Origin of the sequence: Belliella aquatica (genome assembly GCF_014637795.1) — a bacterium.
Lineage (GTDB): Bacteria > Bacteroidota > Bacteroidia > Cytophagales > Cyclobacteriaceae > Belliella > Belliella aquatica.
The window spans coordinates 1-14,240 of the sequence record NZ_BMFD01000002.1 but is presented as its reverse complement, the minus strand read 5'-3'; the positions used below and the strand labels follow the sequence as shown (position 1 = coordinate 14,240).

Here is a 14,240-nt window from a genome sequence, read left to right as displayed (position 1 = left end):
GATGGTTTTATTTTTATTTTACCTGCTATTGGTATGATATTCAGTTTATAAAATTTAGAGAAATTCCCTAAAGTCAGATTAATATTTTAGAACCTATGAACCTTTGGGATGTGGATCGATTATTGAGTTTGTTGAATGAAATGAATTGTAACTAAATCAAAGCCAACATGCTTACTTCGATCAACAAATTCAAAAGAGTGCTGCCATCTATTTTAATGGTCAAAAAGAAGGGTGATAGTGGAGTAGATAAAGGCTCCAATAGAGACACCCCAGGAGAATCTAAGGGAGCAAGACCACCTAGAAAAGAAGAATACAAAAATAGTGAAGGGAAAGAAGAGAAGAACTCTTCTGATAATGGAAAACCAGCTAAACGAGATGAAGTGGATACCTGATTTTATGAAAGTAAGACATCGGTCTTGTGATATCATGAATCGCTTTTAGAATATTTAAGAGGTGTTTAGAATTTTTAAGATAAGCAAAAAGTGATTTTTGTCTTAATTTGTTGAATTATAAACCATTCTTTATGAATCAACTCTGTAGAACTTCGATCAATTTTCTAAAGCTTTTCACAAGTCTTTACATTTTCATCTATTGCTTTCCTTTTCCAGCCAGCTACATTCCTTATGGTTATGAGTTTTTCAGTAAATATGTAGAGGCCTTAAAAGCAAAATTCACATTGTTTTTTGGTAGAGAAATCTTGGGATTCATAGATTTGAAATATATCGCTATGAATGGAAGTGGAGATACTACGGTCGATTACATTGCACTGATAAGTTATGCTACACTTGGATTTCTTGTGGCGCTGATTCTTTATTTTTTCGTCAGAAAGCATGATCATATCAACAGATTGTACAATTGGATGATTATCTATGCCCGATACTTTGTTGGATTGACATTAATCTCTTATGGAGTGGTCAAGTTTTTACAAGGACAGTTTCCAAGTATGTCTTTAATCGCATTAGAATCAACTTATGGTGAATCTTCCCCAATGGGTCTTGCATGGAGATTTTTTGGATATTCAGATTTGTACAAAGGATTTATGGGTGTTTCTGAGATTTTAGCAGGGTTTTTATTGCTATTTAGAAGAACAGCCATTTTAGGAGCGTTGGTTTCGATAGCTGTTTGCACTAATATTTTTATCGTTAATCTTGCATTTGATGTTCCTGTCAAACTCTTCTCAGGTCATCTCCTATTCTTTTCTATTTTGATTCTTTTACCAAGTCTAAAGGCATTGTTTGGTTTCTTCATTTTACATCAGCAAGTGCGCATTAAACCTACTTTATATTTCTTCAATACCAAATGGAAAAAGGGGGCATATATTGCTGCAAAAATCATTCTTGTAGGGCTTATTCCCTTAAGTTTAGCAGTAGGGCATGTGAGAAGTCAATCTTTTCGAACTTTCCTCAATGAATGGGAAGGAGTTTACGAAGTGATCTCCTTTGAGATTGAAAATAAACCTGGTCTTTCAGAATCAGCACATTGGGATAAAATTTTTATTCAGGGTAAGACCATCATGACTTTAAATAAAGCCAAAACTAAGAACTATTATACCATCGAGCACATATGGAATGAAGGAGAAATCAATTTTATTGAAAGTCAAGAACAGGAAGATCCGTATCGATTTATTCTTACTGAGTTGGAGGATGGAAATTATAAAATCCATGGAGAAATTAGCTCCAATAAATATCAAATCACCGCAAAACGAAAGTTGAAAAAGGATTATCTCTTAATGAACAGAGGTTTTCATTGGGTAAATGAGCTGCCATTTAACAGATAGGAAACATTAAACTATTTACCTTTGCTAAATAAACTTCAAATTTCAGCTTAGATGAAAAACTTCTTTTTTGCCTTTTCTCTTTCTTGTCTTCTTTCTTGCCAAGTCTCAGAAAAACATGAAAATGACAATGTCAGTACTAATCTGCTTCATGGTATTGCTCCGAGATCTTCCGATTCTCTGGTGAATGTTGTCATCGAAATTCCGGCAGGTACCAGCCAAAAATGGGAAGTCAATAAATTGTCAGGTCAGTTGGAATGGGAAATGATATCTAGTGATTCTATGCGCATCATCGACTATCTCTCCTACCCTGCGAATTATGGCTTTGTTCCACAGACATTGCTTTCAGAAGAATTGGGAGGAGATGGTGATCCTGTTGATGTATTTGTTCTTGGAGAAAATATAGCTCGAGGTCAAGTAATTCAGTGCAAAATCATAGGTTTGATAGATATGATGGACAGTGGTGAGGCAGATGGGAAGCTGATTGCCGTACCTATTCATGGTCCTTTGCAGAGAGTCAACACCTTGGAAGAATTGAAGGCCACTTATCCAGGAATCTTGGAAATTTTACAGATTTGGCTGGCAAATTATAAAGGAAATGGTAAGGTGGAAATTCTATCTGTTAAAGATGAAAAAGTAGCCATTGAATACCTTCAAACATCCATAAGAACATATAAAAATTCAAAATCTGATTAATGATATATTTTGGTGATTCAAAAATCCACGAGTTTTTGTTTTATTAGACTTTACTATAGATTTGCTAATAATTGATTGCTTTTGTCTAGTTTTGAGACAATAAAAAAATTATTGCATTCATTATCACTGAAAAACACATGATACTTTTACTCACCTATTTAGCCATTGCACTTGTTACTTCTTTTTTATGCTCAATCATGGAAGCTGTCTTATTGTCCGTTCCGATTTCTTATCTGAAATCAAATGCTCAAAATGGAGATAAGTCAGCTAATTCGATGATCGAACTCAAAGAAGATATCGATAAGCCTTTGTCAGCAATTTTAACATTGAATACGGTCGCACATACCGTTGGTGCTGCTGGTGTCGGTGCACAAGCAATTATTGTTTTTGGAGAAGGATATTTTGGTTTGGTTTCAGCTGTTTTGACAATACTGATTTTAGTAATTACTGAAATTATACCCAAAACCTTGGGAGCAAATTATAGCAGAGAATTAGTTGGCATTTCCTCTAAAATTATCAAAGGAATGATTTTTATAACTTATCCTTTGGTTTGGCTTTCTTCTATCTTGACAAAACTCCTTTCAAGAGAAAAAGCAGAATTTACTACGAGTAGAGAAGAGATTTCAGCTTTAGCGAGTATTGGTTTGCAAGAAGGGATCTTCGGTGATAAGGAAAATAAAATAATTCAAAACCTCATCAAGCTTAAAAGCATAAAAATCAAAGAAGTAATGACGCCTCGAATTGTGGTCGTTACAGCAAACGAAGATATGTCAATGCAGGAATTTTTGAAGAATAAGGAATTTTTGCACTTTTCAAGAATACCTATCTATCAAGATCATAGAGATAATATTACAGGTTATATTTTTCGAGAATTGGTTTTTGAAAAATTAGCTGAAGATCAGTTTGATTTAAAGCTAAAAGATATCCGAAGAGATATAATTACTTTTCCCGAAGACATGACCTTATTTGACGCATGGGATGAACTGCTTCAGAAGAAAGAACATATTTCCTTGATCACAGATGAATATGGCGGAATGGATGGGATTACTACACTTGAAGATATTATCGAATCATTGCTTGGATTTGAAATTGTAGATGAAAAAGATCGGGTTGAAGATATGCAACAGTATGCTATGAAAAGATGGAAGGATAAGCAGAAGAAATATGAAATGCTTAAAAATGCGAAATAGCCGTTTCTATTTGGTATAAGGCATTTTTAAAATGAAATAATTTCCTGAAATAAATATTTTTTCAACTTTAATAATTAAGTAAAAATTTCATTTACATTTGATGCGGTTATTTATAGGCTCCTTGTGAAAAAATCTGAATTTGCTTTTTTACTCCTCTTAGTACTCTTGGGAGTTCAGGTCTTGGCTTTAGATACTTTTTCTAGTAAAGAAGAGGATACTTGCAAATTAGAGCTTTCTGATGAAGGAACATTCGTTACGACAAACACTGAAATCGATGTTCATTTAGGTAATTTAGAAGCGCTTTTACCTTCAATAAATTCTATTTCATTCCTTTCAAAGAACAAAATAAACAGTCAAGATTTTGGTCTGTCAAGTCCTGTTCGCCCTGAGCAAATTTTAAATACCATTTCTTTTAATATCATTGAACCATCCTCTTTGGTAGTTCCGAAAATCTTGGATTTTTTACATCCCTATCTATTCTTTTATTGAATTTTTGAGAACTCAATTTTAAAAGTGAGTTTCTATCGATTTTAATCTTCATCATTTTATCTGATTCAATTCAAATTTATCCTTTATGGAAAATAAGTTAATGCCAAAAGAGGCTTGGGGCTCTAGGTTGGGACTAATCTTAGCGATGGCGGGAAATGCTGTTGGCTTGGGTAACTTCCTGAGGTTTCCTGTTCAAGCTGTTCAAAACGGCGGCGGAGCTTTTATTATCCCTTATCTGATTTGCTTCTTGTTGATGGGAATTCCACTTCTTTTGATCGAATGGTCATCAGGAAGATATGGAGGGAAATTCAATAACCACAGTACACCCTACATCATGGATGGCATGGGGAAAGCTAAGATTTGGAAATATGTGGGTGTTTTTGGAATCTTCACCAACATCGCTGTGGTGGCATATTATACTTATATAGAATCTTGGAGTTTAGTTTATGTGCTACATGCTGTATTTGGAACATTTGAGGGGATGTCCCAATCAGATGTAGCCATATTCTTTACTTCCTATGTGGATGTCTTTACTACAAGTACAGGCATTCCATTTGAAGCGGTATTTTTCTATATTTTAGTCTTGACATTAAATATATTTATTCTTTCCAAGGGATTAGGAGGCATCGAAAAAGTAGCTAAAATTGGAATGCCCTTGCTCATTTTATTCGGTGTTATTTTAGCTGTGAGAGGTTTGACGCTGGGAGAATCTGGGAAATCAGAGCTTTTTCCTGATGCAAATGCTTGGGATGGCTTGAATTTCCTCTGGACTCCACAATTTGATTCTCTTTCAAATCCAAAAGTATGGCTTGCTGCAGCTGGACAGATATTCTTTACCTTATCGGTGGGTATGGGGACTATTCAATGTTATGCTGCCTATATCAAGGCCAATGAAGATATTGCTTTGAACGCGGTCTCTGCTGGTTTTATGAACGAGTTTGTTGAAGTGGTGCTTGGAAGCAGCATTGTTATTCCTATAGCTGCTGGCTATTTGGGATTGGATTGGGTTTTGGAGAATGCGGGCTTTGGGATGGCTTTTCAGACCATGCCTTTTCTCTTTCAGCAATGGGGTGAGGTTGCTGCGGCTTTTTCAGGAGTATTATGGTTTGGACTTTTATTCTTTGCAGGAATTACTTCCTCGCTCGCTATGGGGACACCTTGGATGGGTTTTATGAAAGATGAATTTGGTTGGGGAAAAAAGAAAGGTGCTTGGTCATTTGGCGCCTTGGCACTCATTATGGGTTTACCTACCGTTTTACTTTACCAATATGGCGTTTTTGATGAATATGATTATTGGGCTGGAACCGTCAGTTTGGTAGTATTTGCTTTATTGGAAGCAGTTTTGTTTTCTTGGGTTTTTGGGATCAACAAAGGCTGGAATGAAATCAATGAAGGCTCCGATATCAAGATTCCACAGGTCTATAAATTTATCATCAAATACATCACACCTTTGTTACTGTTGATGGTATTTTTGAGTTCATTAATCACACCCTATCAAAATGAATGGATGGATAGCATTTCAAATGTTTTGAATGGTGGAACATGGGTTTTGGATAACAGTTCCTTGATCAAAAACATAACCAATTTTGGTTTAAAAGAGCAGTTACAGAACTCTACTAATCAATTGGATATAGCATTTATTAAAAAGAAAATATTCTTTATCAATATGGCTAGGGTACTCTTGATAAGTCTCTTCGTATTTATCTGTTACTTGGTCTTTTTGTCTCATCAAAAACGCTTAAAAGAAGGAAGGAAAAATTATGAATAACACAGCCTTGCTTATGCTGATCATCACTCAAGGATTGGTGATCTCAGCTACTTTATATTTCCTAATTAAGGTGCTCAGAACTCCTGAGAAATAAATGCGCCTTCAATATTTGAATATTTATCTTAGCAAGTATAAATAAATCAAAACCATCCAAAAGATATCAATAATTGGTATCTAATTTGAGTGTAGAATCTAAGCTAAGTGCATCTAAAAATGAACACCTATTTTAAGCAATTTATTGGAATTACCCTTCTGATTTCCTTGATGATTCAAGGGACGGTGATGCCGTATTTTTCAGTTGTTGAGCAGGTGCATTCAGAGGAGTCCGCTGAACTTTATTCAAACTCATACTTAGGTGAATACTCGGGTGATTTGCTTTTTGCTTCTAGCTCCGATCATTTGGTGATTGTTACTTCCAAAGGCACTCTTGGTGGTGGAGAATGTTTAGGAAATTTCTATAAATCGTCGATCAATCATTTTGAGAATCAGGTTAAATCTATTTTTAAAATCAGCCAAAAAGTTGATTTGAATTTTGATATTAAAGCATTAAAGTTTCCTACACATTACTTTTGGTAAGCCTATTTTTTTTACAAGGATTGAGCTTTATAGCTTGATCCAATCTACTAGTCCTTTGACTAGATTTTATAAAATCATAAACAAGGCCGGTCATATTTCCTGCCAAAAACTCTTATCAAAATGTTTGAAATTGATATAATTACATTAATCATGGCAGTAGCTGGCATGGTTGCTTTCGCTATCCCCTTCTATCTCAATAGCCAAAAAGTAAAAAAAGAAAAGGCTCAAAAGTCGAATAAATTAACTGAGTTCCTCAAAAATCACGATCTCAGTCTAAGTGAGCAAGAAGAGTGGAGAAATCGCTATTTTATTGGCATTGATACACAAAAAAATAAACTGATCTATATCTCTAACTTAAATGAAATCAATCCGATTTTAATTGATTTATATAAAGTAAATCATGTGAAAATTCATGAGGTTTCCAGAGTGATCGGAACAAAAGGTAACAGCAGAAAAATCATTGATGCTTTAAGCTTACAACTGATCAATTATGATGGGAAAATAATAGGTGATTTAGAATTCTATGATGGGGAAATTTTCTCAGACTTGGTTGGAGAACCAATTATAATCAAGAAATGGGAAGCAACCTTGCAATCTTTAGTAAAAAATCAGCAGAAAAATAATCGGATCGCTATATGAACCAACCCACTTTAATTCAGAAAGAGGATATAATAAAAATTAGATTCCCGAAAGAAGAAGTTCTTCATAGTGATTTGGAAATCAAAACCCGCGATAGGGAACTCGAAAAGGCTCTTTTACTTGGCAATTTAGAACATGGAAAAGTTAAATTAACCTTCTTGGATTTAAGTAATCAGGCATATCAAATCGAAACGACCATTTGGGCTTTGACAGATGAAAGCATCTGCTTAAAAGGTGATTTGCTCCTTCCCAAGCGGGCCGTATTAAGCATAATTTAATTCAAAGAACTTAGGGAGTTTGAAATGAATTTCCTAAGTTTTGATTATCATTCTGAAAATCATACATATATCATAAATGGAAATCTTCTTATTAACTGAAACTTGGATTGCTCTTGCTACACTGACGTTTCTAGAAATAGTCCTTGGTGTGGACAATATCATCTTTATTTCAATTATCTCGAATAAACTACCAGAACATCAACAAGAAAAAGCTAGGGTTCTAGGGCTAGCTTTCGCAATGATTTTTAGGATTGGTTTACTTTTGGGAATATCTTATATCATCAAATTCAACGATCCTTTAATTTCGCTATTTGACTTTAATTTAAGTGGTAAAGACTTGATTTTAGCCTTTGGAGGTTTGTTCTTGTTATTCAAATCTACTGTGGAGATCCATCATAAGATGGAAGGAAAAGCCGAAGAAGTCAAAGCCAATTCTGCCAAGGGACTTTCACAAGTGATCTTTCAAATTATCCTGCTCGATGTGATATTTTCCTTTGACAGTATATTAACAGCTGTGGGATTGGTGGATGAGGTGCTTGTGATGATCATTGCAGTAATCATTGCCATGATTGTAATGATGGTATTTGCTGGGCGCATCAGCAAATTCATCAACAAGAACCCCACCCTTCAAGTATTGGCCTTGTCCTTCTTAATTTTGATAGGATTTATGCTGTTAGTCGAAGGGTTCCATGTAGAAGTTCCAAAAGGTTACATCTATTTTGCTGTTTTCTTTTCTCTTAGTGTAGAGTTGATCAACATGCGTATGAGAAAAAAATCTGAAGGAACGAAAGTGGAGCTAAATCCAAGGATTACGCAGAAATAAGTTTTGTTAAAATCCCCATTTATAAATCTTATATAAGATTTTTTTAAAAGAAATAGGTCAACAACTCAAGATCAGTAGTTGACCTATTTTTATTCTTAGGGTAGATTTTGGAGCAATTGATATGGGCCTAAAAAACACCTGAATTAATTCTTTTTAACTTATAAATCTATAAATTGCTCATAGTTTCCGGCGAGTTTTATTTTTTAGCTTTTAAAACTCCCAAAAGACTATTCTTTTATTGATTATTTAATTTGGAGTTGTTATGTACAAAGTTGTTTTAGTAGATGATGAAACACACGCGCAAGATTTGCTCAGTAAGATGATTCATCATGTTTTTCCTGGGAAGTATGATATCATCGCTACTTGTCATTCTGTGGATGAAGCTGTAGAGAAAATTCGCAATGAAGAGCCTGATTTACTATTCTTAGATGTCAATATGCCTCAAAAAAATGGGTTCGATCTTTTAGATGAATTGGGCTCTTTTGATTTCGAAGTGATTTTCACTACTGCCCATGACGATCACGCCATTCGCGCCATCAAACATGATGCATTTTACTATTTGTTGAAGCCTATAGAAATACTAGAATTAAAATCAGCCTTGATCAAATTCGAGACAAGGCAGGAAGAAGCTGCTTTGTCATCAAGACTTGATCAGGTTATTCCTCAAAAAAAAGATAACAATCTTATCAAATTTACTACGCTAGAATTTGAGCATTTTCTACATAAGGATGAAATTTTATATATAAAAGGAGAGAAAAACTATTCTTATATATATCTCGAAAACGCTAAAACAATTTTAATATCTAAAAACCTAAAAAGTATTGAAGAGCAGTTGGCCGATGAACGGTTTATAAGAGTCCATCAAAGTTTTTTGGTCAATGGGAAATTTATAGATAAATATGATAAGAAGAATAACTTCCTCCATTTAAAAAACGAGGAAAAAATATCTGTTTCTATCCGAATGAGGACTAATATCTTTAAATATTTTGAATAGAATCATTCAGTTCTTCTTTTTTCTTTGCCTGCTCCTCCCCTTTTTGAGCACAGCGCAGCAATACCCGACATTTCAATACACCACTTTGAATGGCTTGCCAAATAATGCAGTCAGAGCGCTATATGTAGATTCAAGGGGTTTGCTTTGGGTTGGTACAGAAAATGGGATTTCCGTAAAGGAAAATGGTAGATTTCTAAACTTCTTTACCGATGATGGTTTGGCTTTTGGAAGCTGCTGGGCAATAGCTGAAGATAGTAAAGGTCAAATGTGGTTTGGAAGTTATGGTGGTGGAGTTTCCAAATTTGATGGAGAAAGATTTACTTCTTTTCCATTAGATTCTGGTCTAATTGACGCTAGAATTAGACACTTTTTCCCATACAAGGAAAAGATTTTTGTCGGGACAGAAAACGGTCTTTCTATCATCGATATCAAAACAGACAAGATCAAACCTTTAGAGAATAGTCTCTTAAATAGTCCTCAAAGTTATATTTCAGGTTTCTTTTTGCATGAAGGAATGCTCTACTATACGACCTATGGAATGGGGATTTATCGTTTAGATCCCGAACTGAGCGAACCGCAAATCGAGAAAGTCAGTGAACATCAATTGATTTATGCCATAGGATTGAATGGGGCTCAAATTTACTTGAGTAATAAAGGTCATATTGATGAATTTGAAATCAAAGATCTAATTGCGGGTAAGAAACCACTTCGATCTTTCGGTCAGTCCATCGTTTGGGATTATTTAAATGCTGGGACAAATCAATTTTATCTAGCTGCTTGGGGGATTTATGCCAATAATGGTGGGGTTTTTAATCTTCAAGATGGAATATTAAAATCTATATCTAAAACTTTTGATGTAGATGCAACTGACATCCTTTCTTTAGCATATAATACTGAAAAACAGATTCTTTATCTTGGTTCATTGGAACAAGGAGTTTACGAAGTGAATCTTGATCAAAACATTCTTTATTATGAATTTGAAAATAAAGAAGTGTTAGGCTTTTCTTTTGAAAAAAATCAAAAGGCGATTCTCCATGAAGGTGGACTTTCTATCACAAGTTTTGAAGGTAAGCCAATCAAAAGTCTGAGTAAATCCGAGCTTAAAAAAGTAGTAGATGAATATGTAAAACTTAATAAAAGCAAGCTTCCCAAATACGAAGATGATTTTTATGAATTGGACTATCAGACAATTGCGGAAGATGTTCTTTTTTACGAATTGAAGTTTAATCAAAATAGCTATTGGGTCAGTAGCAATATTGGGGTTTTTCAAATTGATCTTACTGGTCGAATTCTTATTTACGTCCCTGTTCATACATTCAAAATTGGATTTACCCCAGAAGGGAAATTTATAGAAACAAACCCTTATGGTGGCGTCCGTATTTATGAGGATTTGAGTCAAATGACTTATACCTATTTTCCTTATCAAAATCAGCCCAACACTCCTACCAATGTAACCCAGGTTTTAGAATATGGAGGAAAAACCTATTTTTCTTCAGTATTTGAAGGATTGTTTCATTATGATAAAAAAGGTTTCTACTCGTACAAAAATTCCGGAAAACTTGAGATATCCAAAATCAAGCAAATGCACATTACCAAAGAAGGGAAGTTGGTCTTGGCAACGGAATTTGATTCGATTTATGTGGCTGAGGATCGAAATGGGCTAAAAATTCTAGAAACTATCGACAGGAATAAAATTCTCGGAAAGACGGTTCTATTTCTTGAATCTTATCAGGATCACTTGCTGATCGGTACCGAACAAGGGCTGAATATTTACCATAAATGAAATGTAAGTGTGCTCGATGATGAACAAGGCTTGATTCATATGCTTTTCAAAACAGCGAAAGTGATTGATGATTTGCTTTACATAGGGACAACTCGTGGCTATTATACACTTCACCTACCTTCGATTTTGGAGCCCGAAACAAATCAATTTCAATTGGCAGTGTCATACATTGAAATCAATCAAGAGCCTGTCCCTGAAGAAGATTATTTATGGTTTACCTATAAATACGATCAACTTAGACTCCCGCATGACAAAAATACGATTCTATTGAAATTCAAAGCAGTAGGAAGCAAATATCCGGAGAAACTCATGTACCGCTATCGCTTGAGGTATGATGATGAATGGAGTCCTTTCAGTCCTGAACCTCAACTTTTTCTTTCTTATTTACCAGCAGGAACCTATCAGATTGAAGTAGAAGTTTATGATCAATACACAGGTCAAACTTCCATATTTACGCTATTTGATTTACAAATTCTCAGACCTTATTATCAAAATCCATGGGTAATTTCACTTTTTATCATGCTCATAATAGGTCTTGCATTTTTGATATACAAAGCAAGAATTAGAAAACTAAAGTGGGAAGAAGCTATAAGGCTTGACATTCAAATGCAACTCTCCGAGACGAAATTAGAGGCTTTGAGAAGTCAGATGAATCCACATTTTATCTTCAATGCCATCAATTCCATACAATATTACATTTTGAATAATGATGTGGATTTGGCTATGGAGTTTATGGGCAAATTCTCAAAATTGATCCGAAAAACACTTTCCAATAGTTCACAAGCTTACATTTCCCTGTCAGAAGAAATCAGCTACCTCGAAACCTACATAGAGATTGAAAACGAGCGCATGGGAGGCCGTGTGGATTGGTCTATAAAAGTTGAGGAGGGTTTGGAAGTCAAGAATGTTTACGTCTCTCCTATGCTGTTGCAACCTATTATAGAGAATGTGTTTGTTCATGCTTTTCCACACAACCATCCGAACCCTGTCCTGCGGATTATATTTAGCAAAGAAGACGAGCAAATGCTACGCTGCACCGTAAAGGACAATGGAGTGGGCATCAAAAAGGTAAAAACCAACCAACTTCGTGAATCAAAAGGTATGGAATTGGTCAACAAGCGAATTGCTTTGATTTTTGGAGCAGAAAAACAGTTTATAGAGGTTGTTTCTAGTGAGTCAGGAACCGAAGTTCAAGTCCAGATCCCGAGTAACGCGATAAATTCATAAAAGCTAAGCGCTAAGTGCGTTAATTGTTAAAACCGTTAAGCGGTGGAGAATTATAAATTTCACTTCTAAGTCACTTTTTTAATCATTAACTATTAACCCTTAACTACCTTATTCATTTTTTTCTAATTGATTACTTCCTCCTCCCTTTCGCCCAACTTTTAGAGAAGACAGGTATTTTTCAACACTTTTAATCGAAAAACCTACAGATATACATCAGATCCAGACAGATATATATTCTTTCGGATTGGTATTGTTCAAAAAAATATATTTGAATTAGATAAAACTTCACCCAAATGGCTTTATTCAAAATCACTGTTAAGCAACCTATGTTCCGCAACGGAGTCCGTCTTATAAAAGGCATGTCAGTAGATGTGGTTATGGATCACGCAGCCCACTACCCTCTCAATCACGAAAGAGGTGAGCGCGTTGTCGATGCTTTCAAGCGCATGTACGATGTGGATATCCGCAAAGCCAATGCAGTAAATTCAGCACATTTGGATGTGGTGAAGGTTGGGTAGGGTTAATTAAAAACTAAAAAAAATATTATTTATGCATACTTTAAAAATAGACTACAGTCCAGTAACTTACAAGTTTAAAATTGAGTCTACTTTCGACTATTCTAATACAAGTTTCAATGATTTCATCAATTTAAAAATAGGAAAAGAAGAAAGAATTTTTAATTGGACTGAAGAAGCTTTCAACAAATATGCTGATTCAATAAATGAACGTTCATTTAAGGTATTTATTAAATGTGATGAATTTGAAAAGCAAGAAATTATTAGACAAATAGAAGGATTACAGCATCTTGACGAAAATGAAAAAATCGATATAAATTACTCTTTTGAGGTTTTTGATATAGATAAAATTTATGATTTGATGAGAAGCTTTGAAAGTTTTTTGTTTAATTGTAACGATGAATTGGTAAGTAAAGAATTCGAGAAAATTAAAGACAATATAATCCAAAAACATCAACAAGAGGTAAATATAGTTGCAGCAGCCACAATGAGCGCTGGAAAATCGACTTTACTCAATGCACTAATTGGACAAAGTATTCTTCCGACAAAAAATGAAGCAACAACAGCGACTATATGCAAATTAAAAATCAATAACAATTTAGATTTTTTCAAAGGTCAAGTGATAAATGGTGATTCTGATATAGTTGAAGATAATATCGACGAGAATTGGATATCAAAACATAATGAAAAGGCTAATGACCCTGAATCGAAACTTGAAATACTTCTTGAAGGGCCTGTTTTTGAATTTGAGACTTTTGGTATGGATGTGTTTTTTATTGATACTCCTGGTCCTAACAATTCTCAAAATGAAAATCATAGAGAAGCAACATACACATATTTAAAAGATGAAAAGAATAAACCAATTTTGATGTATATTCTTAATGCTACTCAGCTAAGAACAAATGACGAATTGGGTACTCTCAGAGAAATTAGTGAATTTTTAAAGAAACATAAAAATAGTAATGATAGAATAATATTCATTTTAAATAGAATTGATGATCTTGATCCTGATAAGGAACCTCTAGTATATAAATTAAAGAAAACTGAAGAGTATCTAAAAGAAAATTTCAGTATAAAAAATCCCAAAATTTTTCCTGTTTCAGCCGAATATGGAAGATTAGCTATAAAATCGGCAAAAGGCGAAACGTTAAGTCGACCAGAGAAAAATAAATTACGAAAATTTAATGAAGATTTTATGCCCTGTTTATCAGAAGGGTTTATTGGAATCCCAGTGTTTGATTACCTACCTGTTTCTGAAAATTTTCAAAGTCAAATAAAAGACCAATTGGGTAAATCTGAAGAGTTAGACAACCTTATTTACAGTGGGATTTATGGTCTTAAGTCTTATCTACAGTATTTCATGAAGCATCAACAAAGAAGTGATTTGTATCCGTCCGATAAACCCCATATTTTCTGATTACTGTTTGGGTTGTAATCTTGCGTCATGAAAAAGATTAGCAACGACGAATATTACAAGCTGTTCACCAA

General features: G+C 34.4%; 15 protein-coding genes. All 15 read left to right on the top strand.

The features are described from left to right. Window positions 1–167: 167 nt before the first annotated feature. The 15 genes from IEV57_RS02755 to IEV57_RS02685 all read left to right on the top strand — a co-directional run bounded on the left by IEV57_RS02755 (window position 168) and on the right by IEV57_RS02685 (window position 14,169). Entirely contained in the window at window positions 168–392 is a 225-nt protein-coding gene (locus IEV57_RS02755) for a hypothetical protein (protein ID WP_188439435.1), read from the top strand. Window positions 393–523: 131 nt separating this feature from the next. Beyond that, window positions 524–1,777: a hypothetical protein gene (locus tag IEV57_RS02750; RefSeq protein ID WP_188439433.1), complete on the top strand. Its 1,254-nt coding sequence runs from the start codon at window positions 524–526 to the stop codon at window positions 1,775–1,777. A gap of 51 nt (window positions 1,778–1,828) precedes the next feature. Continuing rightward, window positions 1,829–2,470 (top strand): inorganic diphosphatase, encoded by a 642-nt coding sequence (locus IEV57_RS02745; RefSeq protein ID WP_188439431.1) that lies wholly within the window; start codon window positions 1,829–1,831, stop codon window positions 2,468–2,470. Window positions 2,471–2,607: 137 nt separating this feature from the next. Beyond that, window positions 2,608–3,660 carry a CNNM domain-containing protein gene (locus tag IEV57_RS02740; protein ID WP_188439429.1) on the top strand — a complete coding sequence of 351 codons (1,053 nt, stop codon included), beginning with the start codon at window positions 2,608–2,610 and terminating at the stop codon, window positions 3,658–3,660. Window positions 3,661–3,783: 123 nt separating this feature from the next. Further along, complete coding sequence (locus tag IEV57_RS02735) at window positions 3,784–4,149, top strand: hypothetical protein (RefSeq protein ID WP_188439427.1); 366 nt, start codon at window positions 3,784–3,786, stop codon at window positions 4,147–4,149. 85 nt (window positions 4,150–4,234) lie between these two features. Next, on the top strand, window positions 4,235–5,917 hold the full coding sequence (locus IEV57_RS02730; RefSeq protein WP_229744211.1) for a sodium-dependent transporter: 1,683 nt from the start codon (window positions 4,235–4,237) through the stop codon (window positions 5,915–5,917). 213 nt (window positions 5,918–6,130) lie between these two features. After that, on the top strand, window positions 6,131–6,493 hold the full coding sequence (locus IEV57_RS02725; protein ID WP_188439425.1) for a hypothetical protein: 363 nt from the start codon (window positions 6,131–6,133) through the stop codon (window positions 6,491–6,493). A gap of 120 nt (window positions 6,494–6,613) precedes the next feature. Then, window positions 6,614–7,132, top strand: coding sequence for a hypothetical protein (locus IEV57_RS02720; RefSeq protein WP_188439423.1), 519 nt, complete (start codon window positions 6,614–6,616; stop codon window positions 7,130–7,132). Next, entirely contained in the window at window positions 7,129–7,410 is a 282-nt protein-coding gene (locus IEV57_RS02715) for a hypothetical protein (protein ID WP_188439420.1), read from the top strand. Before IEV57_RS02720 ends, IEV57_RS02715 begins: the two co-directional genes overlap by 4 nt. 76 nt (window positions 7,411–7,486) lie before the next feature. Then, window positions 7,487–8,233, top strand: coding sequence for a TerC family protein (locus IEV57_RS02710; protein WP_188439418.1), 747 nt, complete (start codon window positions 7,487–7,489; stop codon window positions 8,231–8,233). Window positions 8,234–8,495: 262 nt separating this feature from the next. Continuing rightward, a complete protein-coding gene (locus IEV57_RS02705) occupies window positions 8,496–9,227 on the top strand; it encodes a LytR/AlgR family response regulator transcription factor (protein WP_188439416.1) in 732 nt (243 codons plus the stop codon). Beyond that, window positions 9,220–11,010, top strand: a complete 1,791-nt coding sequence (locus IEV57_RS02700) for a ligand-binding sensor domain-containing protein (protein ID WP_188439414.1) — start codon at window positions 9,220–9,222, stop codon at window positions 11,008–11,010. The genes IEV57_RS02705 and IEV57_RS02700 overlap by 8 nt, the downstream gene beginning before the upstream one ends. A 39-nt stretch (window positions 11,011–11,049) precedes the next feature. After that, a complete protein-coding gene (locus IEV57_RS02695) occupies window positions 11,050–12,237 on the top strand; it encodes a sensor histidine kinase (RefSeq protein WP_188439411.1) in 1,188 nt (395 codons plus the stop codon). 293 nt (window positions 12,238–12,530) lie between these two features. Beyond that, window positions 12,531–12,755 (top strand): DUF6140 family protein, encoded by a 225-nt coding sequence (locus IEV57_RS02690; RefSeq protein WP_188439409.1) that lies wholly within the window; start codon window positions 12,531–12,533, stop codon window positions 12,753–12,755. A gap of 31 nt (window positions 12,756–12,786) precedes the next feature. Further along, window positions 12,787–14,169, top strand: a complete 1,383-nt coding sequence (locus IEV57_RS02685) for a dynamin family protein (protein WP_188439408.1) — start codon at window positions 12,787–12,789, stop codon at window positions 14,167–14,169. Window positions 14,170–14,240 lie beyond the last annotated feature (71 nt).

Coding starts and splice junctions, on each gene's coding strand:
- IEV57_RS02685 (WP_188439408.1), top strand. CDS start 12,787: ATGCATACTTTAAAAATAGACTACAGTCCAGTAACTTACAAGTTTAAA.
- IEV57_RS02745 (WP_188439431.1), top strand. CDS start 1,829: ATGAAAAACTTCTTTTTTGCCTTTTCTCTTTCTTGTCTTCTTTCTTGC.
- IEV57_RS02725 (WP_188439425.1), top strand. CDS start 6,131: ATGAACACCTATTTTAAGCAATTTATTGGAATTACCCTTCTGATTTCC.
- IEV57_RS02720 (WP_188439423.1), top strand. CDS start 6,614: ATGTTTGAAATTGATATAATTACATTAATCATGGCAGTAGCTGGCATG.
- IEV57_RS02740 (WP_188439429.1), top strand. CDS start 2,608: ATGATACTTTTACTCACCTATTTAGCCATTGCACTTGTTACTTCTTTT.
- IEV57_RS02690 (WP_188439409.1), top strand. CDS start 12,531: ATGGCTTTATTCAAAATCACTGTTAAGCAACCTATGTTCCGCAACGGA.
- IEV57_RS02710 (WP_188439418.1), top strand. CDS start 7,487: ATGGAAATCTTCTTATTAACTGAAACTTGGATTGCTCTTGCTACACTG.
- IEV57_RS02695 (WP_188439411.1), top strand. CDS start 11,050: ATGCTTTTCAAAACAGCGAAAGTGATTGATGATTTGCTTTACATAGGG.
- IEV57_RS02730 (WP_229744211.1), top strand. CDS start 4,235: ATGGAAAATAAGTTAATGCCAAAAGAGGCTTGGGGCTCTAGGTTGGGA.
- IEV57_RS02755 (WP_188439435.1), top strand. CDS start 168: ATGCTTACTTCGATCAACAAATTCAAAAGAGTGCTGCCATCTATTTTA.
- IEV57_RS02705 (WP_188439416.1), top strand. CDS start 8,496: ATGTACAAAGTTGTTTTAGTAGATGATGAAACACACGCGCAAGATTTG.
- IEV57_RS02715 (WP_188439420.1), top strand. CDS start 7,129: ATGAACCAACCCACTTTAATTCAGAAAGAGGATATAATAAAAATTAGA.
- IEV57_RS02750 (WP_188439433.1), top strand. CDS start 524: ATGAATCAACTCTGTAGAACTTCGATCAATTTTCTAAAGCTTTTCACA.